The sequence below is a fragment of the Microbacterium jejuense genome (assembly GCF_019511665.1).
Classification (GTDB): Bacteria; Actinomycetota; Actinomycetes; order Actinomycetales; family Microbacteriaceae; genus Microbacterium; species Microbacterium jejuense_A.
Map to the genome: position 1 here is coordinate 393861 of NZ_JAEUAW010000001.1, position 18930 is coordinate 412790.

Annotated in this window: 19 protein-coding genes; 10 read left to right on the forward strand and 9 right to left on the reverse strand. The window is 69.5% G+C overall.

Going from position 1 to position 18930, the window contains the following annotated elements:
- Positions 1 to 2: 2 nt before the first annotated feature.
- Positions 3 to 278 carry an acylphosphatase gene (locus tag JNB62_RS01680; protein ID WP_220299127.1) on the reverse strand — a complete coding sequence of 92 codons (276 nt, stop codon included), beginning with the start codon at positions 276 to 278 and terminating at the stop codon, positions 3 to 5.
- 45 nt (positions 279 to 323) lie between these two features.
- Between JNB62_RS01680 and JNB62_RS01685 the strand changes: the two genes are divergently transcribed.
- A complete protein-coding gene (locus JNB62_RS01685) occupies positions 324 to 716 on the forward strand; it encodes an iron chaperone (RefSeq protein ID WP_220299128.1) in 393 nt (130 codons plus the stop codon).
- 4 nt (positions 717 to 720) lie between these two features.
- Here JNB62_RS01685 and JNB62_RS01690 read toward each other — a convergent pair whose 3' ends face one another.
- Positions 721 to 1374: a LysE/ArgO family amino acid transporter gene (locus tag JNB62_RS01690; RefSeq protein ID WP_220299129.1), complete on the reverse strand. Its 654-nt coding sequence runs from the start codon at positions 1372 to 1374 to the stop codon at positions 721 to 723.
- Between the two features lie 68 nt (positions 1375 to 1442).
- Between JNB62_RS01690 and JNB62_RS01695 the strand changes: the two genes are divergently transcribed.
- Positions 1443 to 2357, forward strand: a complete 915-nt coding sequence (locus tag JNB62_RS01695) for a LysR family transcriptional regulator ArgP (RefSeq protein WP_374449942.1) — start codon at positions 1443 to 1445, stop codon at positions 2355 to 2357.
- A gap of 83 nt (positions 2358 to 2440) precedes the next feature.
- On the opposite strand, the gene JNB62_RS01700 is transcribed toward JNB62_RS01695, so the two are convergent.
- The 4 genes from JNB62_RS01700 to JNB62_RS01715 form a co-directional block, all read right to left on the reverse strand.
- Positions 2441 to 3466 (reverse strand): NADP-dependent oxidoreductase, encoded by a 1026-nt coding sequence (locus tag JNB62_RS01700; RefSeq protein ID WP_220299130.1) that lies wholly within the window; start codon positions 3464 to 3466, stop codon positions 2441 to 2443.
- Between the two features lie 139 nt (positions 3467 to 3605).
- Complete coding sequence (locus JNB62_RS01705; protein WP_220299131.1) at positions 3606 to 4781, reverse strand: ROK family transcriptional regulator; 1176 nt, start codon at positions 4779 to 4781, stop codon at positions 3606 to 3608.
- 67 nt (positions 4782 to 4848) lie between these two features.
- Positions 4849 to 5913, reverse strand: a complete 1065-nt coding sequence (locus tag JNB62_RS01710; RefSeq protein ID WP_220299132.1) for an ABC transporter permease — start codon at positions 5911 to 5913, stop codon at positions 4849 to 4851.
- Positions 5910 to 7385: a sugar ABC transporter ATP-binding protein gene (locus JNB62_RS01715; RefSeq protein ID WP_220299206.1), complete on the reverse strand. Its 1476-nt coding sequence runs from the start codon at positions 7383 to 7385 to the stop codon at positions 5910 to 5912. Before JNB62_RS01715 ends, JNB62_RS01710 begins: the two co-directional genes overlap by 4 nt.
- A 301-nt stretch (positions 7386 to 7686) precedes the next feature.
- Here JNB62_RS01715 and JNB62_RS01720 point away from each other — a divergent pair, with 301 nt between their 5' ends.
- The 3 genes from JNB62_RS01720 to JNB62_RS01730 all read left to right on the forward strand — a co-directional run bounded on the left by JNB62_RS01720 (position 7687) and on the right by JNB62_RS01730 (position 11014).
- Positions 7687 to 8733, forward strand: coding sequence for a substrate-binding domain-containing protein (locus JNB62_RS01720; protein WP_220299133.1), 1047 nt, complete (start codon positions 7687 to 7689; stop codon positions 8731 to 8733).
- A gap of 97 nt (positions 8734 to 8830) precedes the next feature.
- Positions 8831 to 9976 carry a Gfo/Idh/MocA family protein gene (locus JNB62_RS01725; RefSeq protein ID WP_220299207.1) on the forward strand — a complete coding sequence of 382 codons (1146 nt, stop codon included), beginning with the start codon at positions 8831 to 8833 and terminating at the stop codon, positions 9974 to 9976.
- Positions 9977 to 10009: 33 nt separating this feature from the next.
- On the forward strand, positions 10010 to 11014 hold the full coding sequence (locus tag JNB62_RS01730) for a sugar phosphate isomerase/epimerase family protein (protein ID WP_220299134.1): 1005 nt from the start codon (positions 10010 to 10012) through the stop codon (positions 11012 to 11014).
- Between the two features lie 50 nt (positions 11015 to 11064).
- Here the strand turns inward: JNB62_RS01730 and JNB62_RS01735 are convergent, their stop codons facing one another.
- From JNB62_RS01735 to JNB62_RS01745, 3 genes are all read right to left on the reverse strand, one after another.
- On the reverse strand, positions 11065 to 11532 hold the full coding sequence (locus tag JNB62_RS01735; RefSeq protein WP_220299135.1) for a MarR family winged helix-turn-helix transcriptional regulator: 468 nt from the start codon (positions 11530 to 11532) through the stop codon (positions 11065 to 11067).
- An 11-nt stretch (positions 11533 to 11543) separates the two neighbouring features.
- A complete protein-coding gene (locus tag JNB62_RS01740) occupies positions 11544 to 13283 on the reverse strand; it encodes an MDR family MFS transporter (protein ID WP_220299136.1) in 1740 nt (579 codons plus the stop codon).
- A 195-nt stretch (positions 13284 to 13478) separates the two neighbouring features.
- A complete protein-coding gene (locus tag JNB62_RS01745) occupies positions 13479 to 14171 on the reverse strand; it encodes a YqaJ viral recombinase family protein (RefSeq protein WP_220299208.1) in 693 nt (230 codons plus the stop codon).
- Positions 14172 to 14265: 94 nt separating this feature from the next.
- On the opposite strand from JNB62_RS01745, the gene JNB62_RS01750 reads away from it, so the two are divergent.
- The 5 genes from JNB62_RS01750 (at position 14266) to JNB62_RS01770 (ending at position 18911) form a co-directional block, all read left to right on the forward strand.
- Positions 14266 to 15471 (forward strand): hypothetical protein, encoded by a 1206-nt coding sequence (locus JNB62_RS01750; protein WP_220299137.1) that lies wholly within the window; start codon positions 14266 to 14268, stop codon positions 15469 to 15471.
- A gap of 394 nt (positions 15472 to 15865) precedes the next feature.
- Positions 15866 to 16354 carry a 50S ribosomal protein L10 gene (gene rplJ / locus JNB62_RS01755; protein WP_191169867.1) on the forward strand — a complete coding sequence of 163 codons (489 nt, stop codon included), beginning with the start codon at positions 15866 to 15868 and terminating at the stop codon, positions 16352 to 16354.
- Positions 16355 to 16405: 51 nt separating this feature from the next.
- The gene (gene rplL, locus JNB62_RS01760) at positions 16406 to 16789 is read left to right on the forward strand and encodes a 50S ribosomal protein L7/L12 (RefSeq protein WP_220299138.1); all 384 of its coding nucleotides are present in this window, start codon (positions 16406 to 16408) and stop codon (positions 16787 to 16789) included.
- Between the two features lie 288 nt (positions 16790 to 17077).
- The gene (locus JNB62_RS01765) at positions 17078 to 18004 is read left to right on the forward strand and encodes a carbohydrate ABC transporter permease (RefSeq protein WP_220299139.1); all 927 of its coding nucleotides are present in this window, start codon (positions 17078 to 17080) and stop codon (positions 18002 to 18004) included.
- Entirely contained in the window at positions 17991 to 18911 is a 921-nt protein-coding gene (locus JNB62_RS01770; RefSeq protein WP_220299140.1) for a carbohydrate ABC transporter permease, read from the forward strand. Before JNB62_RS01765 ends, JNB62_RS01770 begins: the two co-directional genes overlap by 14 nt.
- Positions 18912 to 18930: the final 19 nt, after the last annotated feature.

The window sequence follows — 18930 nt, forward strand, 5'->3', positions numbered from 1 at the left end:
CCTCACGCCGTCGGCAGCACCTCGAAGCCGCGCGCTCCCGTCGGCGAGGCCTCCGTCACGCGGGACGACGAGACCACGGCGCCCGGCGGCCCGTCGGCCATCCACGCGAGCACCTCGTCGACCTGGCCGGGCGTTCCTTCGATCTCGGCCTCCACGGAGCCGTCACGGCGATTGCGCACCCAGCCGGCGACACCGGCGTCGCGCGCGACCATGCGCATCGTGTACCGGTAGCCGACACCCTGCACCTCGCCGCCGACGATGACGTGCACGCGTCTCATGCGGCCATCTTGCCGCGCCACGTGCCCGCAGACCAGGATGCCGGTATGGGAACCGTCGACGAGTACCTCGAGAGCCTCGACCCCGCCGATCGCGCGGTCGTCTCGCACGTGTTCGACGTCGTGCGCGGCGCCGTGCCCGATGTCGAGCAGGGCAAGAGCTACGGCATGCCGGCGCTGCTCTACCGCGGCAAGGCGCTGATCTCGGTGATGCGCACGAAGAAGCACATCGGCGTGTACCCCTTCAGCGGGCGCGTGCCGGACGCCGTCGCGGCGGGACTGCCCGAGGGTGAGCGCGCGGCGTTCGAGCACGACGGTGTGGAATTCGAGAAGGGAACGATCCGGTTCCAGCCCGACGCACCGCTGCCCGACGACACCATCCGCGCCATCGTGGCCGCGCGGGTCGCCGAGATCGAGGATCCTTCGCTGCGCAAGGCCTGACGGCTCAGCCGGCGGTCGGCAGCACCAGCGAGACGCCCAGCGCGATCATGACGGCCGCGATCACCGCGTCGAGGATCCGCCAGGCGCGCGGCGTCGACAGCCACCGGCCGAGCAGCCGTGCGCCGAACGCGAGGCCGAAGAACCAGACCACGCTCGCCGTCATGGCCCCGAGGGCGAAGACCCAGCGGTCGGCGCCGTGCGTGTTCGCGACCGTGCCGAGCAGGAAGACGGTGTCGAGGTAGACGTGCGGGTTCAGCCACGTCAGCGCCAGGCACGTGAGCAGCACGGGCGCGAGGCGGGTCCGCGTCGCGACGCCGGAGGGACGGGTTGCGGATGCCGCCTCCGCCGGTTGCTCGCCGCCCAGTGCAGCGCCCGACGGCCGCCACGCGCGGCGGGCGGCCAGCAGGCCGTAGCCGACGAGGAACAGGGCGCCGGCCCAGCGCACGACCCCCACGAGCCACGGCACCGCCTGCAGCACGAGCCCGATGCCCGACACCCCGAGGGCGATGAGCACCGCGTCCGAGGCGGCGCAGACCGCCGCGACCGCCAGCACGTGCTCACGTCGCAGCCCCTGCCGCAGCACGAACAGGTTCTGCGCGCCGATGGCGATGATGAGCGAGAAGCCGAGGCCGAGGCCGGCGGCGAGAGGCGTGAGCACTCCTCGACGCTACGAGCCGCGGCATCCATCGTCCAGCTCATGATTCTTCAGTAGCATTAGCACCGCTTATGATGCGCATCCCGTTCGAGCTGGCAGAGACACTGGCCGTCGCCGTCGACGAGGGCACGCTCGACGCCGCCGCCCGGCGGCTGCATGTCACGCCGTCCGCGGTCAGCCAGCGCATCAAGTCGCTCGAAGAGCAGCTCGGGCGTCTGCTGCTGGTGCGGTCGAAGCCGGTGAGGGCCACGGAGGCCGGCACGGCGGTGATCCGGCTCGCGCGGCAGCTGGCGCTGCTCGAGCACGACGCCCTCGCAGAGCTCGGCGCCGACGCCGACGAGACGGTGCTCACGAGCGTGCCGCTGGCCGTGAACGCCGACTCACTGGCAACCTGGTTCCTCGAACCGCTCGCCCGGCTCGCGGTGCGGCATCCCGTCGTCTTCGACCTCCACCGCGACGACCAGGACTTCACGGCGGGCCTGCTGGAATCGGGCACCGTGATGGGCGCCGTCACATCGCGGGCGGCACCCGTGGCGGGCTGCCGCTCGTCGGTGCTCGGGGCGATGCGCTACGAGGCGGTCGCGACTCCCAGCTACGTCGAGCGTTGGCTGGACGGCGACCGCCGTGCGGCCCTCGGGCAGGCGCCGCTCGTGGACTTCGACCGGCGCGACGACCTGCAGAACGAGTGGCTCACCAGCCAGGGCGTCGATCCCGCCCTGCCGCCACGGCACTACGTGCCGGCGTCGAGCGACTTCGCCTCGGCTGTGCGGCTCGGACTCGGCTGGGCGATGCTTCCCCGCTTCCAGTCGCACGACGCGCTCGAGAGCGGCGAGCTCGTGCTGCTCGGCGGTCCGCCGTCGGACGTGGTGCTGCACTGGCAGCAGTGGAACCTGCGCTCGCCGCTGCTCGACGCGATCGCCGACGAGATCGTGGCCGAGGGACGCCGCGTGCTGGCGCCCGTCGCTGAATCGGTTCACTTGCGCTGAACGTACGGCGACACGCCGACGGCGCGTACATTCAGCGCAAGTGAACCGGGTCCTGCAGGTGCGGCTGGTCCGGGCGAAGCGCGTCAGCCGGCGGCGACCTGCAGCACGATCTTGCCGCGCGTGTGTCCGAGCTCGAGCTCGCGGTGCGCGGATGCCGCGTCGGCGAGGTCGAACACCCGGTCGATGTAGACCTGCACGGCGCCGGAGTCCAGCAGTCGGGCGATCGTCGCCAGCGCCCCGCCGTCGGGCACGACCTTGTACGACGTGGCGCGCACGCCGGCCTCGGCGGCCGCGTGGGCGTACCCGGGCCAGGACCCTGTCGGCACCACGACGTACAGCCCGCCCGGGCGCAGCACCTCGAGCGAGCGGGTGCCGGTGTCTCCGTGCACGTTTCCGACGAGGTCGATGACCACGTCGACGTCGGCCACGACCTCTTCGAACCGCGTCGTGGTGTGGTCGATCACGACAGCCGCGCCGAGCTCGCGCACCCACGAGGCGTTGCGGCCGGAGGCGGTCGCGGTCACGTGCGCGCCGAAGTACGCCGCGAACTGCACCGCGAAGTGGCCGACCCCGCCGCTGCCGGCATGGATCAGGATGCGCTGGCCCTCGTGCGCATGGGCGGTCTCGACCACGAGACCCCAGGCGGTCAGGGCGGCCAGCGGCACGCCGGCCGCCTCGACATGCGACAGCGCCGTGGGCTTGCGGGCGACCGACAGCGTCGGCACGACGACGTACTCGGCGTACGTGCCGCCGTTGCGCGGGAACGACGCCATGCCGAACACCGGCGTGCCCGGCGGGAGCGGATGCGCCTCGTACGGGCTCTTCACCACGACGCCGCTGAAGTCGAACCCGAGCGTCGCGGGGTACGCGCCGATCGCCCCCGAGAGTCCGGCGCCCGCGCGCGTCTTCGCGTCGATCGGGTTGATGCCCGCCGCGACGACGCGCACGAGCAGCTCGCTGAGCACCGGCGAGGGCACGGGAAGGGATGCCGCGCGCAGCGCGTCCGGTCCGCCCGGTGCCCGCACCACCATCGCCCGCATCTCAGCCGGCGGAGTGGCGACGGGCTCCAGCGGCGGCGCCGACGCCGATCGCAGCGACCTGATCCTCATCGCGGACTCCCTTCGCGGGCGTGCCGACGTCGGCACGGGACGTAACCCGGTGACCCCAGTCAACCGTGCGTTCGTCTCGCCCGTGTTACGCGGGCGCTACCTCTGCGCGAACGCCGGCCGCAGCGCGCGCCGGCGTCGGTCAGCGGAAGCCGCCGGCGAGAGCCTCCGGCGAGAGCACATGCTCGACCGCCAGCATGCTCGCCCCGATGACGGCCGCGCGGTCGGCCGTCGCGGACTGCACGATCGACAGATGCTCGGTGGCCAGCGGGATCGACCGCGAGTAGACGACCTCGCGCACGCCGGCGATGAGATGCTCGCCGACACGGGCCATCGATCCGCCGATGGCGATGACCGAGGGGTTCACGAGGCTCACGCACGTGGTGAGGACCTCGCCGATGTCGCGGCCGGCCTGGCGCACGGCCTGCACCGCCTCGATGTTGCCGCGCTCGACGAGGTCGACGACGTCGGAGCCGGTGTGGGCCTCGATGCCGGACTCCCGCAGCGTGCGGGCGATCGCCGGCCCCGAGGCGATCGCCTCGAGGCACCCGCGGTTGCCGCAGCGGCACGCGACGTCGGCGGCCCGGGCGACCTGCACGTGGCCGATGTCGCCGGCCACGCCCTGCGCACCGCGCTGCAGTGCTCCGCCCGAGATGAGCCCCGCGCCGATGCCGGTGGCGACCTTGACGAACATCAGATGCTCGACGCCGGGCCATGCCACAGACCGCTCGCCGAGCGCCATGATGTTCACGTCGTTGTCGACGAGCACCGGCACTTCGAGGTGCTGATTGAGCCAGCCGGGGATGTCGAACCGGTTCCATCCGGGCATGATCGGCGGATTGACCGGCTGTCCGGTCGAGTGCTCGACAGGACCGGGAACGCCGATGCCGATGGCGGCCACGTGCGAGCGGTCACGCCCGACGCGCTCGAGCAGCATCGTCGCGCCCTCGACCAGCCACGTGAGGACGGGGACCGGACCGAGCGCGATGTCGAGGGGCTCGGAGCGCTCGGCCAGGATGCTGCCGCTGAGGTCGGTCACGGCGACGGTCGCGTGCGAAGCGCCGACGTCCGCCGCGATGACGACCTTCGCCGCAGGGTTCAGCGCGAACTGAGACGGCGGGCGCCCACCGGTCGATGCCGCCTCGGCGACCGGCGTGATGAGCCCCATGCGCATCAGCTGGTCGACACGTGCGGCCACCGTGGACCGCGCCAGTCCGGTGGACTTCGCCAGTTCTGCCCGCGTGCGGGGCACACCGTCCCGCAGCAGCTGGAACAGCTCGTTCACGCCGGTCGAGGGGGTCGTCGTATCGCCGCTCATGTTAACCCCTCAGACTAGCTGCGGCCCGTCGATCTCCCGCGCCGGCCGGCGCGGGAGCGGGGGAGCGTCATGCGCCGCGACCGGTCGGCCTCGCGAAGCGCTGCTGCAGGAGCACGGCCACCACGATGATGACGCCCTTGACCACGGCCTGGATCGACGAGTTGAGGTTGTTCTGCACGAACACATTCGTGAGCGTCGTGAAGATCAGCACGCCGAATACGGTGCCGACGATCGTTCCGCGCCCGCCGGCGAGCAGGGTGCCGCCCACGACGACGGCGGCGATGGCATCGAGCTCGAGGAGGGTTCCGTGTGTCGACGTGCCGGCGGTGGTGCGCCCCAGGAACATCACGGCGGCGATGCCGGCGCACAGACCCGAGATCGCGTACAGCCACATCGTGTGCCGCTTGACGTTGATGCCCGCCAGACGCGCCGCTTCGCGGTTGCCGCCGATGGCGACGGTACGGCGTCCGAAGGTCGTGCGGTTGAGGACGACCCAGCCGAGCACGGCGACGATCGCGAAGATCCAGATGAGGATGTCGACCCCGATGAAGTCGAGGTTCATGAACTCGATGAAGTCGCGGTCCTTCACCTGCAGCGTGCGCCGTTCGGCCAGCACCTCGGCGAGGCCGCGGGCCGCGATCAGCATGGCGAGCGTCGCCATGAAGGCGACGACCTTGCCGTACGCGATGACGACGCCGTTGATGAGCCCGGCGGCGACGCCGACGAGCAGTGCGATCAGGATCATGAGGGACCAGTGGAGCTGATCGGCGAGGTCCTGGACGGCGGCGAGCGTCGCGACGACGGACGCCAGCCCCAGCACCGAGCCGACGGACAGGTCGATGCCGCCGGCGGTGATGATGAGGGTCATGCCGACAGCCACGACGCCGAGGATCGATGCCTGACGCAGGATGGTCAGGGTGTTGCTGATGCTCAGGAAGGTGTCGGGGGCCGTCACCGCCCCGACGATCACCAGCACGATCAGCGCGACCACCAGGCCCAGATTGCGCCCGACCGAGCCCGAGAGGACCCGCTGCATGCCGGTCTTCTGGTCGGTCCGGGGCGCTCCTGCGGGCGGAGGCGCGTCGGAGGCCGTGGGGACGACGTCGGCCCCGGGAGTCTGCTGCTCGCTCACGCGGCGGTTCCTTTCATGACGAGGTCGAGCACTCCGTGCTCGTCGATCTGGGAGGCGGGTCGGGTGTCGAGCAGGCGTCCGTCGGCGATGACGAGGACGGTGTCGGCGAGGCCGAGGACCTCTTCGATCTCGCTCGACACGATGACGATGGCGTTCCCCGCGGCGGCGAGGCGCCGGATCAGTGCGTAGATCTCGGCCCGCGCACCGACGTCGACACCTCGTGTGGGCTCGTCCAGCAGGAGCACCCGTGTGCCGTGGACGAGCCAGCGTGCCAGCAGGATCTTCTGCTGGTTGCCTCCCGACAGCGTGATCGTCTCGCGATCCGGGTCTGCCGGGCGCAGCTCCAGCGCATCGATCTGCTCCGCCGTGGCCTTGCGCTCCGCGCGCTCGTCCAGGAAGCCGGCCTTGGCGAACCGCGACATGGACGGCAGGGTGACGTTCACGAAGATGGGCTCGTCGAGCACCAGCCCCTGGCTCTTGCGCTCCTCCGGAGACAGCCCGACGCCGGCGCGCACGGCCGCGACGACCGAACCGCGGGGGAGCCGCGTGCCGCCGACGCGGACCGTGCCGGCGGTGGCGCGACGCGCGCCGTACACCGTCTCGAGGATCTCGGAGCGCCCCGATCCGACGAGACCGGCCAGGCCGACCACCTCGCCGGCGCGCACCGAGAACGAGACGTCCCGGAACGCCTCGGCCGCGGCGAGGCCCTCCACCTCCAGCACAACCGGCGCGTCGGCGGGGATCGGCACGGCGGGCGGGAACACGTTCTCGACCGACCGGCCGGTCATGAGGCGGATGAGCTCGGGTGTCGGGGTGTCGGCGACCGGCAGCCCGCTGGCCATCGACCTGCCGTCCTTCAGCACCGTGATCCGGTCGCCGATCTGGCGGATCTCTTCGAGCCGGTGGGTGATGTAGACGACGGCGATCCCTTCGGCGGTGAGCTCGCGGACCACGTGGAACAGGTTCTTGACCTCTTCGCCGTCGAGCACCGCCGACGGCTCGTCCATGATGATGAGCTTGATGTCGTGCGACAGGGCTCGCGCCATGCTCACGATCTGCTTTCCCGCCGCGCTCAGCTGACCCACCTCGGTATGGGGCGACATCCCGGCGTGACCGAGGCGCCTCAAGAGCTCCTTCGTGCGGCGGGCCGCCTCGGAGCGCTTCGTGAAGCCACCGCGTGACAGTTCGTGCCCGAGGAAGATGTTCTCGGCGATCGTGAGCCCGTCGACGACGTCGAGCTCCTGGTACATGGTCGCGATGCCGAGGTCGATGGCGGCCTCCGGAGTCGCGATCTCGACCGGTTCGCCGCGCCACGAGATGACGCCTTCGTCGGGTCGGTGCACGCCGGCCAGCGTCTTGATCAGCGTCGACTTGCCCGCGCCGTTCTGCCCCAGGATGCAGTGCACCTCCCCGGGGAGGATGTCGAGATCCACGCCCCGCAGGGCCGGCACGCCGGCGAACGACTTCGTCACGCCTCGGATGTCGAGTAATGCCGGAGGATGGTCATCTTTGATCACGCGATGAACATAACATGCCGAGACGCGCTGCCGCAGGCCCTCCTCGGAGGCCGGGTCTCGTCCCACGGAGCGCGCGTGGGGCTCCCTCCGCTGCGGATTCCCGGTGTCTGTGGACTTATGCCGGAGGAGCGACAAAAGCTGTCGGTGTGAACACCGCTTCTGCTACGGTGATGTTCGTCAGCGCGGACTCCTCGAGTGCGGGCATCCATCGCCAGGCGACGCGCTGTCACAGCTGCACCACATTCAAGGAGGAATCATGCGCTCACACCTGACAGCGCGCACACGACTGGTGCTGACAGGCACCGCCGTCGTGGCAGCGATCGGACTTCTCGCCGGATGCACCGGCTCCGGCGCAGACGAGGACGACATCGTCGATCAGGGCACCACGACCGAAGAGAATGCCGAGAGCGGCGACACCGTCGTCATCGGCTTCTCGGGGCCGGCCGCCGACCACGGCTGGCTCGGCGCCATCAACTCCGGCGCGCAGGCCGCCGCCGACAGCTTCGACGACGTCGAGCTGCGGGTGGCCGAGGGCACCGACGACCCGATCGCCCAGATCGCCGCCGTCGAGACGTTCGTCAACGACGGCGTCGACGCGATCGTTCTGCTGCCCTCGGACGGTGCCGCGCTCACCGAGGCGGCCATCGAGGCGATGGAGGCCGGCATCCCCGTCGTCAACGTCGACCGCGAGTTCTCGAGCCCGTTCGCCGCGCGGGCCACCGTGCTCGGCGACAACTACGGCATGGGCGTGAGCGCGGGGACGTACATCTGCGAGCAGCTCGATGGCAAGACCGACGCGGTCGTCGCCGAGATCGCCGGCATCGACTCGCTGCCGCTGACGCAGGACCGCTCGCAGGGCTTCGCTGACGCCCTCGAGGACTGCGGGCTTGAGGTGTCGGCCCGCGTCGCCGCCGACTTCACGGTCGCGGGCGGCGAGGAAGCGGCATCCCAGCTCCTCGCGGCCAACCCGAAGATCGACGCGATCTGGAACCACGACGACGACCAGGGTGTCGGCGTGCTCGCCGCGATCGACGCGGCCGGACGCGACGAGTTCTTCATGATGGGCGGTGCCGGAAGCCGCAGCGCCATGGAGGCCATCGAGGCAGACGACACCGTGCTCAAGGCGACGGTGATCTATCCGTCGACGCAGGCTGCTGACGGTGTGGCTCTCGCCCGCCTGATCGCGCAGGGCAAGACGATGGGCGACCTCATCACGCCCGGCATCCCGAACCGGATCGTGCTGGACGCGCCGGTCGTCACGAAGGAGAACGTCGACCAGTACATCGACCTGTCGTTCGAGTAGACCGACGTCGACCGCGGGGCGTCCGTTGCAGCGGACGCCCCGCGCCATCCCGTGACACAGAGAGGACACGGCGTTGACCGACACGCTGCGCGTCGCCATGATCGGCCACGGCTTCATGGGCGCCGCACATTCCCAGGGGTGGCGAGTCGCCCCGCGGTTCTTCGACCTGCCCCGTCGGCCCGAGATGGCCGTCGTCGTCGGCCGCAACCCGGACGCCGTCGAGGCCTCCGCCCGCAAATGGGGGTGGGAGGCGAGCGCCACCGACTGGCGTGAGGTCGTCGCGCGCGACGACATCGACGTCGTCGACATCGTGACGCCCGGCGACACGCACGCCGAGATCGCCGTCGCGGCGCTCGAGGCGGGCAAGCACGTGCTGTGCGAGAAGCCCCTCGCCAACACCGTCGATGAGGCCGAGGCGATGGACCGCGCCGCCGCGGCGGCGGCCGATCGCGGCATCCGCTCGATGGTCGGCTTCACGTACCGGCGCGTCCCTGCGGCCACGTTCGCGCGCGACCTGGTCGCCGCGGGACGCCTCGGTCAGATCCGCCAGGTGCGCGCCGAATACCTGCAGGACTGGCTGATGGATGCCGACGCCCCCCTCACGTGGCGCCTGGAGAAGGAGCACGCCGGGTCGGGTGCGCTCGGCGACATCGGCGCGCACGCCGTCGACCTCACGGAGTTCATCACGGGCGACCGCGTGGCCTCGGTGTCGGGCGTCATCGAGACCCTCGTCCACGAGCGGCCCCTGCTGGGCGAGGGGGTGGGCCTGTCGGGCACCGCGTCCGCCGAGCGCGGCCGGGTCACCGTCGACGACGTCGCACTCTTCACCGGCCGGCTGGAGTCCGGAGCGCTGGCCTCGTTCGAGGCGACGCGGTTCCGCACGGGCCGCAAGAACGCGCTGCGCATCGAGATCTCCGGCTCGAAGGGGGCACTGGCCTTCGACCTCGAACGGCTGAACGAGCTGGAGTTCTACGACGCGACCCTGCCCGCGCTGGAACAGGGGTTCCGGCGCATCCTGGTCACCGAGCACGACCATCCGTACCTGGCGCCCTGGTGGCCGCCCGGGCATATGCTCGGCTACGAGCACGGCTTCTCGCACCAGGTGCGTGACTTCGTCGCCGCGATCGACGAAGGCGTCGCCCCGCGTCCGTCGTTCGCCGACGGCCTGCACGTGCAGCGGGTGCTCGACGCGGTGGAGCGCAGCTCGGCCGCGGGAAGCGCCTGGACCTCCCTCGCCGGCTGAGCTCCGGCATCCCTTCGACGAAAGGTGCTCGCGATGACGCGACCGGTCACTCTGTTCACGGGCCAATGGGCCGACCTGCCCTTCGAGGAGGTGGCGCGGCTCGCGGGCGAATGGGGCTACGACGGGCTCGAGATCGCCTCGTGGGGCGACCACCTCGACGTCGCCCGCTGGGACGACGATGCGTACGTCCAGGGCCGGCTCGACATCCTCGAGCGCAACGGCCTCAAGGTCTTCACGATCTCGAACCACCTCGCGGGGCAGGCGGTGTGCGACGATCCGATCGACCAGCGCCACCGCGACATGCTGAACGACCGCGTGTGGGGCGATGGCGACCCCGAGGGCGTCCGTCAGCGCGCGGCCGAAGAGCTGAAGCTCACCGCGCGCATGGCGGCCCGGCTCGGCGCGAAGACGGTGACCGGCTTCACCGGTTCATCGATCTGGAAGGCCGTGGCGATGTTCCCGCCGGCGTCGGACGCCTTCATCGACGCCGGGTACCAGGACTTCGCCGACCGCTTCCACCCCATCCTCGACGTGTTCGACGAGGTCGGCGTGCGCTTCGCCCACGAGGTGCATCCCTCCGAGATCGCCTACGACTACTGGACCACGAAGCGCACGCTCGACGCGATCGGTCACCGTGAGGCCTTCGGGCTGAACTGGGATCCGTCGCACATGATCTGGCAGGACCTCGACCCGGTCGGCTTCCTGTGGGACTTCCAGGACCGCATCTACCACGTGCACTGCAAAGACACGAAGAAGCGGCTCAACGGGCGCAGCGGGCGCCTGTCGTCGCATCTGCCGTGGGCCGATCCGCGGCGCGGGTGGGACTTCATCTCGACCGGGCACGGCGACGTGCCGTGGGAGGACGCATTCCGCGTGCTCAACGCCATCGGCTACGACGGCCCGCTGTCGGTGGAGTGGGAGGACGCCGGCATGGACCGCCTGGTCGGGGCTCCCGAGGCGCTGGAGTTCGTGCGGCGACTGTCGACGTACCGGCCGTCGGCCGCCGCGTTCGACGCGGCGTTCTCGAACCAGGGCTGACGCCGGAGCACGTGATGTCGCGCTGAGCCGGTCGGTGCGCGCCGGCCGGCTCAGTCCGCGCGAGGGCGCTCGCCCGCCGTCAGGGCGTGCAGCAGCCGCGTGAGGTTGAGGATGTCGTGGACCGGCCATTCGTCCACGGCGTCCACCAGCAGGCTCTCCTGCGGAGCACGGGCGGCCGCGAGCTGCTCCAGCCCCAGGGGCGTCGCCGACAGCAGGCTCGACCGGCCGTCGGCAGGGTCGGGTGTGCGCTGCACAAGGCCCAGGGCCTCCAGTTCGCGCACCGTGCGGCTGATCTGGCCCTTGTCGGCCATCAGGGCCTCCGCGAGCGCAGAGAGGGTGATGCCCTCGCGGCGCACGATGGTCGTGAAGACCTTGTACGCGCCCGGCAGCATTCCCGGGCTCACGCGGCTCGCGTTCTCGGCGATGATCCGCCGGAACCGGTTGATCAGCTCGCCGAACTCCGCCTCGAGGGCGCGCACCGCCTCGGTGCGCGCCGCTCGAGTGTCGTCGGAGGTCATCGTGATCGACATTATCGTCGACGGGATGCCTCGTCCGCCGCGTCGGCGACGGTCTCGGCCGCACGGTCGGCGCCGGGTGCGGCATCCACCGTCCGGTCGGTGTCGGTCGGCGCCAGCGTCTCCATGGCCTCGGCAGTCGACACCGTGGCGAGGTCGGCCTCGCTGGCCTGCACGCGCTCGCTCGTCGTCATGCGTGTGAGCGGCTTGTTCGGGAGGAACAGGATCGCGATGAGGCTGATGACGGCCAGCGGCACGGCGATGAGGAACGAGTGGGCGATGGCCTGGGCGTAGATGTCCTCGACGATCACGCGGATCGCCTCGGGCAGCGACGACACCTGGGGGATGGTGCCCGACTGGAGCTGCTCGCCGATGGCGGCGCCCTTCTGGCCGAGGGTCATGAGCGCGGCGACGACGTCGTCCTTGCGGTCGGTGAAGAGGTTCGTCGCCGACGTCGCGAGGGCCGCGCCCATCACCGAGACGCCGATCGTGCCGCCGAGGCTGCGGAAGAACGTGACGCCCGAGCTCGCGACACCGATCTCGGTGGGCTTGGCGGTGTTCTGCACGATGAGCACGAGGTTCTGCATCGTCATGCCGACGCCCGCGCCCAGCAGGAACATGTACACCGACACGAGCACGAAGTTCGTGTCGTAGTGGATGGTCGACAGCAGGTACGAGCCGGCGATCAGCAGCACACCGCCGACGATGAGGTAGGGCTTCCAGTGCCCCGTGCGCGTCACGAGGCCGCCGATCACGATCGACGCCAGCAGCAGGCCGGCGATCATCGGGATCGTCAGCAGACCTGCCTCGGTCGGCGTCGCGCCGCGCGCCAGCTGCATGTACTGGCTGAGGAACACCGAGGTGCCGAACATGGCGATGCCGATCGAGATCGACGCGACGACCGCGAGGGTGAACGTGCGGTTCTTGAACATCGTGAGGGGCACGAGCGGCTCCTTCGAGCGCAGCTCGACGACCACGAACAGGATCGCCGCGACGAGCGCCCCGCCGACCATGAGGATGGTCTCGGTGCTCCACCAGTCGTAGTCCTTGCCGGCGTTGGTCACCCAGATGAGCAGAAGCGAGACCGCGACCGACAGCAGCACGATCCCGAAGTAGTCGATGCGCGCCTTCGTCTTGGGGCGCGGCGGAAGGTGCAGCGTACGCTGCTGGATGATGAGCGCCGCCACCGCGAACGGCAGCGCGATGAAGAAGTTCCAGCGCCAGTCGATCGTGTCGGTGATGAAGCCGCCGAGGAGCGGACCGCCGACGGTCGCGACGGCCATGACCGCGCCGAACAGGCCCATGTACCGGCCGCGCTCGCGCGGGCTGATGATGTCGGCCATGATGACCTGGCTGAGCGCCGCGAGACCGCCCGCGCCGATGCCCTGGACGGCGCGGAACGCGATCAGCGTGCCGGTGTCCTGCGAGAACCCGGCCGCGGCCGTGGCGAGCACGAAGATGACGATCGCGAGCTGGATGAGCAGCTTGCGGTTGAAGAGGTCGGCGAGCTTGCCCCAGATCGGGGTCGAGATCGCCGTGGTGAGCAGCGTCGCCGTGACGACCCAGGTGAAGGCTGCCTGGTCGCCGCCGAGGTCGTGGACGATGACGGGGAGCGAGGTCGACACGACGGTGGACGCGAGCATCGACACGAACATGCCGAGCAGCAGGCCGGTGAGGGCCTGGAGCACGTGACGGTGCCGGCGCTTCTCGTCGGCAGTGGCGACGGATGCCGTCGCCGGGGTGGACGTGGCCATAGGGCTCCTTCGTGACGAAGAGGGAAGGGGACTGCGGCGACGGTGGCGCAAGAAGTGCTTGACGAATGTCAACAGTTGAGAAACGTCAACGATACGCCCATGGTTGACATGTGTCAACCATCGCTTCGGACCTCATCGCAGAGGGGCGATGGGATGCCGGCGGCCGCGGTGTGCGGCCTGTCACATCGGGGCGGGTCAGTCGGCCAGCGCCAGGGCGCGGAACGGCTCGCGAGGGGGAGCGGGCGGCCGAGGCATCCCCTCGCCACGCTGGCGGGAGCGCATCGTGCGCTCGTACAGCTCGTCGATGAGCGCGGTGGCCAGGCGCACCAGCTTCGCGATCTCGGCCTCGTCGCGGTCGACCCACGCGCAGCGCGGCTCGTCGCCGACGGGAACGAAGCCGTCGTGCTGCTCCCACGCGACGAGCGTGCGCTCGGCGCCGAGGACGTGCTGCTGCCACCACACCTGGCGCAGGTAGGAGCGGGGGATGCTGCGCCACGCCTTGTTCGTCGTCTTGATCTCGGCGAGCGTCACGCGCCCGGCCGCGTCGACGGCGATCCCGTCGGGGGTGGCCAGGTGCCGCTTCTCGATGACCGCGTGGAAGAGCGCGGACGACGGCTGGATGCCGTGCGTCGCCGCGACCCAGCCCGCGATCTCGGGCTCGCGCGCGCGCCCGTGGGCGGTGTAGGCGTTGCCCGAGAACCCCGATCCCATGAGCTTGGCGTCGGCTGCCCGTGCGATGGCCTTGTCGCTCGTGAGGGTGGCGACGTCGGTGGCCGTGATGCCCCGCGAACGCGCTCGCACCCACGCGACCCGGTCGCGCGAGTCCGCGACGATGCGGGCCGCGAGCTCCGGAGCGTGCGCCGCGAACGCGGGCACGGGCGCGGGCATCGGGGTCACCTTTCGAGGCTACGCCGCCGCGGGGACATCCGCCGCCGCGACGCGCGCGCCCCGCGCGCCCCGCGCGGCCAGCGCCCCAGCCTTTGTGTCGACGACGTGCGTCCTCGCCGACCACGCATGCTCTCGACGTCAAAGACATGCGTGCTCGACGAGGACGTGCGTCGTCGGCGGGGAGTGGCGGGCCCACGCCTGCGGCGAGGCATCGGTTCTCCACAGGACGCGGGATTTCCCGCTCTGGGGCGAGGTCTCCACAGACGCCCGGATGGCGCTGATCGCTGGGGGTGCGGGATGCCAGTGTTCCGGGATGCCGCGCCACGTCAGTATCGAACAGGCCAAGGCGGTCGTGCTCACGCGTGAACGACTCGACCGGGAGCGTTGGAAGGATCGTGAGATCGCCGCCGCTCTGGCCGATGGCACGCTGCTCCGGCTGCAGCGAAATCGCTACGTGCTCGACGCGGACTGGGCCGACCTCTGGCCCGAATCCCGCCATCGTGTGGAGGTGGCTGCCGTGTGCGGCGAGATGGGCGACGGCGGGGGTGTCATTGCGAGGGAATCCGCCGCAGTGATCTGGGATCTTCCCCTCTACCGGCACACGCCTGGGGCCGTGCATGTCGTCGCCCCACGCGGCCAGCACAGTCACAGCCGCGTGGGCCTGCAGCGCCACACCGAGGCGCTGCCCGAGGCCGACACCACCGTGCGCGGCGACATCCGCGTCACGACGCTCGAGCGCACTGTGCTCGACGTAGCCCGCACGCTGCCGCTCGAAGCGGCCGTCGCCGCTGCGGACGCAGCGTTGCGCCAGATCGCGTTCATCGGCGGACAGTACGACATCGACGCAGCTGAGGCCTGGCGCGAGGGAATGCGGGCGCGTGCAGCGCGGGCGACGGGATCACGCGGCGTTCGGCAGGCGATCGCCGTGATCGAGTTCGCCGACGGACGGGCGGAATCGCCGATCGAGAGCGTCGGGCGCGTACAGCTGTGGAGACTCGGGTTTGTTCGGGTGCGACTTCAAGTGCCCGTCGCTGGTCCCAACGGCAAGGACTTGCACGTCGATCTTGAGATCGAGGACGTCGAGAGCTTCCTCGAGATCGACGGGCGCTCCAAGTATGAGGACGAGGCGCTCCGGTCTGGGCGAACCATCGAGCAGGTCGTCCTCGACGAGAAGCGTCGTGAGGACTGGATCCGCGGGACGACGCAGAAGCGGGTCGTCCGTGCTGAGGAGGCGCACGTCGCCACGGCGGACGCGCTCCGTCGTCGCCTGGCCGCCTTCGGCATCCGGTCACCCCGCTGACACTCTTCCGTCGCGATTGCCGCGGCGAGAACGTGCGTCCTCGCCGAGCACGCATGTCGTCCGCGTCGATAACGTGAGTGTTCGGCGAGGACGTGCGTCGTCGACACCGGTTCACCGGGGTGTGGAGGGTGAGGGCGGGGGCGCCGATTTGGCGCGCGGGCGGGAGTCACGTACCCTTGAGGGAGCCGAAGACCGCCGGTCATCGTCGTGCGTGCGAACGCACGGGATCGAAGCACTGCAACCGCAGGGGCCCGCGCAGGTGTCACGATGATTCTCTTGAAGCTCCGTGCGCTTGCGCCGGAGCTTTTTCCTTTGCCTGCCGAGAGCTGATGAGCGGATGCCTCCGGCCGGCGCCCCGCCATCGCGGAGCGTCTCATCCACACAAGGAGTGACCATGGCGCAGAAGGATGCATCGGTCGCCGAGCTCACGAAGAACTTCGAGAACTCGAACGCCGTCCTGCTTACCGAGTACCGCGGTCTGACGGTTGCCCAGCTCAAGCAGCTGCGCAACAGCATCCGTCAGGACGCGGAATACGCCGTGGTGAAGAACACGCTGACCAAGATCGCCGCGAACAACGCGGGGATCACGGCGCTGGACGAGGACCTCAAGGGCCCCTCGGCCATCGCGTTCGTGCACGGCGACTTCGTCGCCACCGCGAAGGCTCTGCGTGACTTCGCCAAGGCCAACCCGCTTCTCGTGATCAAGGGTGGCGTTTTCGAGGGCAACGCCCTCAGCGCCGACGAGGTCAACAAGTACGCCTCGCTGGAGAGCCGTGAGGTTCTGCTGGCGAAGGCCGCGGGCATGATGAAGGCGACGATGGGCAAGGCTGCCGCCACCATCGACGCGCTTCGCGAAAAGCTGGAGACCGCCGAGGCCGCGTGAGCGACCCGTACGTCTTCCCCACACAAACCCCATTTATCTAGGAGATACATCATGGCGAAGCTCACCACTGAGGAGCTGCTCGAGCAGTTCGCAGGCCTGACCCTTGTCGAGCTCAGCGAGTTCGTGAAGGCGTTCGAGGAGAAGTTCGAGGTCACCGCTGCTGCTCCCGTCGCCGTTGCCGGCGCCGGTGGCGCGGGTGCCGAGGCCGCTGCCGAGGAGGAGAAGGACTCGTTCGACGTCATCCTCGAGGCTGCCGGCGACAAGAAGATCCAGGTCATCAAGACGGTCCGCGAGCTCACCTCGCTGGGCCTGGGCGAGGCCAAGGCGCTCGTCGACGGCGCTCCGAGCCCCGTCCTCGAGGGCGCGAACAAGGAGACGGCCGACAAGGCCAAGGCCGCCCTCGAAGAGGCCGGCGCGACGGTTACCCTCAAGTAATCTCGTTCCTTCCACGAAAGCCCCGGGTGCTCTCACCCGGGGCTTTCGTCATGCCCGGGCGGTCCGTACACGAGTGACCACTGATCGACTTCAGTAAGCCCTATCTCGCACCGAAGGCCGGCTTGCACCCCTGATTTCCCGGAAAGTCTTGCGTTCCGGCATCCACTCTGGCAAGAATGAGAAAGCGCATTCCAGAAAGCGCATTCTCGACTCTTCGACGACGATGAATCCGGAGGACGCGGTGACGACGACGCACCGTCCCGACAGCGGGCCGCACGGAGCCGCGACATGAGCGCGCTCGGCGAGCTCACCCGTCTCAAAGGCGCCAAGGCGGTCGGCAAGAAGCAGAACAAGGCGGCGTACCTGTTCCTCACGCCGTGGTTCGTGGGCCTCGCCCTCGTGACGATCGGCCCGATGATCGCCTCGTTCGCGCTCTCATTCACTCGGTACAACCTGCTGAGCCCGCCGAAGTTCAACGGCTTCGACAACTACGTGCGGATGTGGGAGGACGAGCGCCTGCACACCGCGCTGCAGGTGACCTTCACCTACGTGTTCGTGTCGGTGCCGCTGCAGCTGGCGGTCGCGCTGTTCCTCGCGATCGTGCTGGACCGCGGACTGCGCGGACTGGCCTTCTACCGATCGGCGTTCTACCTGCCGTCGCTGCTCGGTGCCAGCGTGGCGATCGCGATGCTGTGGCGCCAGATCTTCGGCGTCGACGGGCTCATCAACCAGGTGCTCGCGTGGTTCGGCATCGAGGGGCAGGGGTGGATCTCGAGCCCCGACACGGCGCTCGGCACGCTCATGATCCTGAACGTGTGGACCTTCGGGTCGCCCATGGTCATCTTCCTCGCCGGCCTCCGCCAGATCCCGTCGATGTACTACGAGGCCGCCGCCGTCGACGGCGCGACGCGGCGCCAGCAGCTCTTCCGCATCACGATCCCGCTGCTCACGCCGATCATCTTCTTCAACGCCGTGCTGCAGCTGATCGGAACGTTCCAGTCGTTCACGCAGGCCTACATCGTCTCGGGCGGCACCGGCGGGCCGGTCGACTCCACGCTCTTCTACACGCTGTACCTGTACCAGCAGGGCTTCTCGAACTTCAACATGGGCTACGCCTCGGCGATGGCCTGGCTCCTGCTCATCATCACCGCACTGCTGACCGTGGTCGCGTTCTGGTCCTCCAAGTTCTGGGTGTTCTACGATGACGAAAATTGATCCCGAGCCCCTCGTGGCCCTTCCCACCGAGACGGTCGTCACGGGCCGTCCGCCGGCGCGGCGCCAGCCGAACCCGTTCCGCAAGCCGCTGACGAGCATCATCCGGCACGCGCTGCTGATCGCACTGGCCGCGCTCATGCTCTACCCGGTGATCTGGATGGTCGTGAGCTCACTGCGGCCGAACGACGAGATCTTCCGCGAGCCGGGGATCGTCTTCGACAGCTTCGAGATCTCCAACTACACCGACGGCTGGACGGCGCTGCAGTACCCCTTCAACGTCTACCTGTGGAACTCGGCCGTGATCGTCGCCGGCTGCATCGCCGGCAATCTCATCTCGTGCTCGATGGCCGCCTACGCGTTCGCCCGGCTGGAGTTCACGGCCAAGCGGCTGTGGTTCGGCATCATGCTTCTGAGCATCATGCTCCCGATCCACGTGATCATCGTGCCGCAGTACATCCTGTTCTCTCAGCTGGGCTGGGTGAACACGTTCCTGCCGCTGATCGTGCCGAAGCTGCTGGCCGTGGACGCGTTCTTCGTCTTCTTGATGGTGCAGTTCATCCGCGGCATCCCGAAGGAGCTGGATGAGGCCGCGCGCATCGACGGCGCCGGCCACCCGCGCATCTTTCTGCAGGTGATCCTGCCGCTCATGACGCCGGCGCTCGCCACCACCGCGATCTTCACCTTCATCTGGACGTGGAACGACTTCTTCTCGCAGCTGGTGTTCCTCACCAAGCCCGAGCTGTACACCGTTCCGCTCGCGCTGCGCTCGTTCGAAGACGCCCAGAGCGTCACCAACTACGCCCAGATGTTCGCCATGAGCGTCGTCTCGCTCGTACCCATCTTCCTGATCTTCCTGTTCGGCCAGAAGTTCCTCATCAAGGGAATCGCGACGACCGGGATCAAGTGACATCCAGAGGCACTGGATG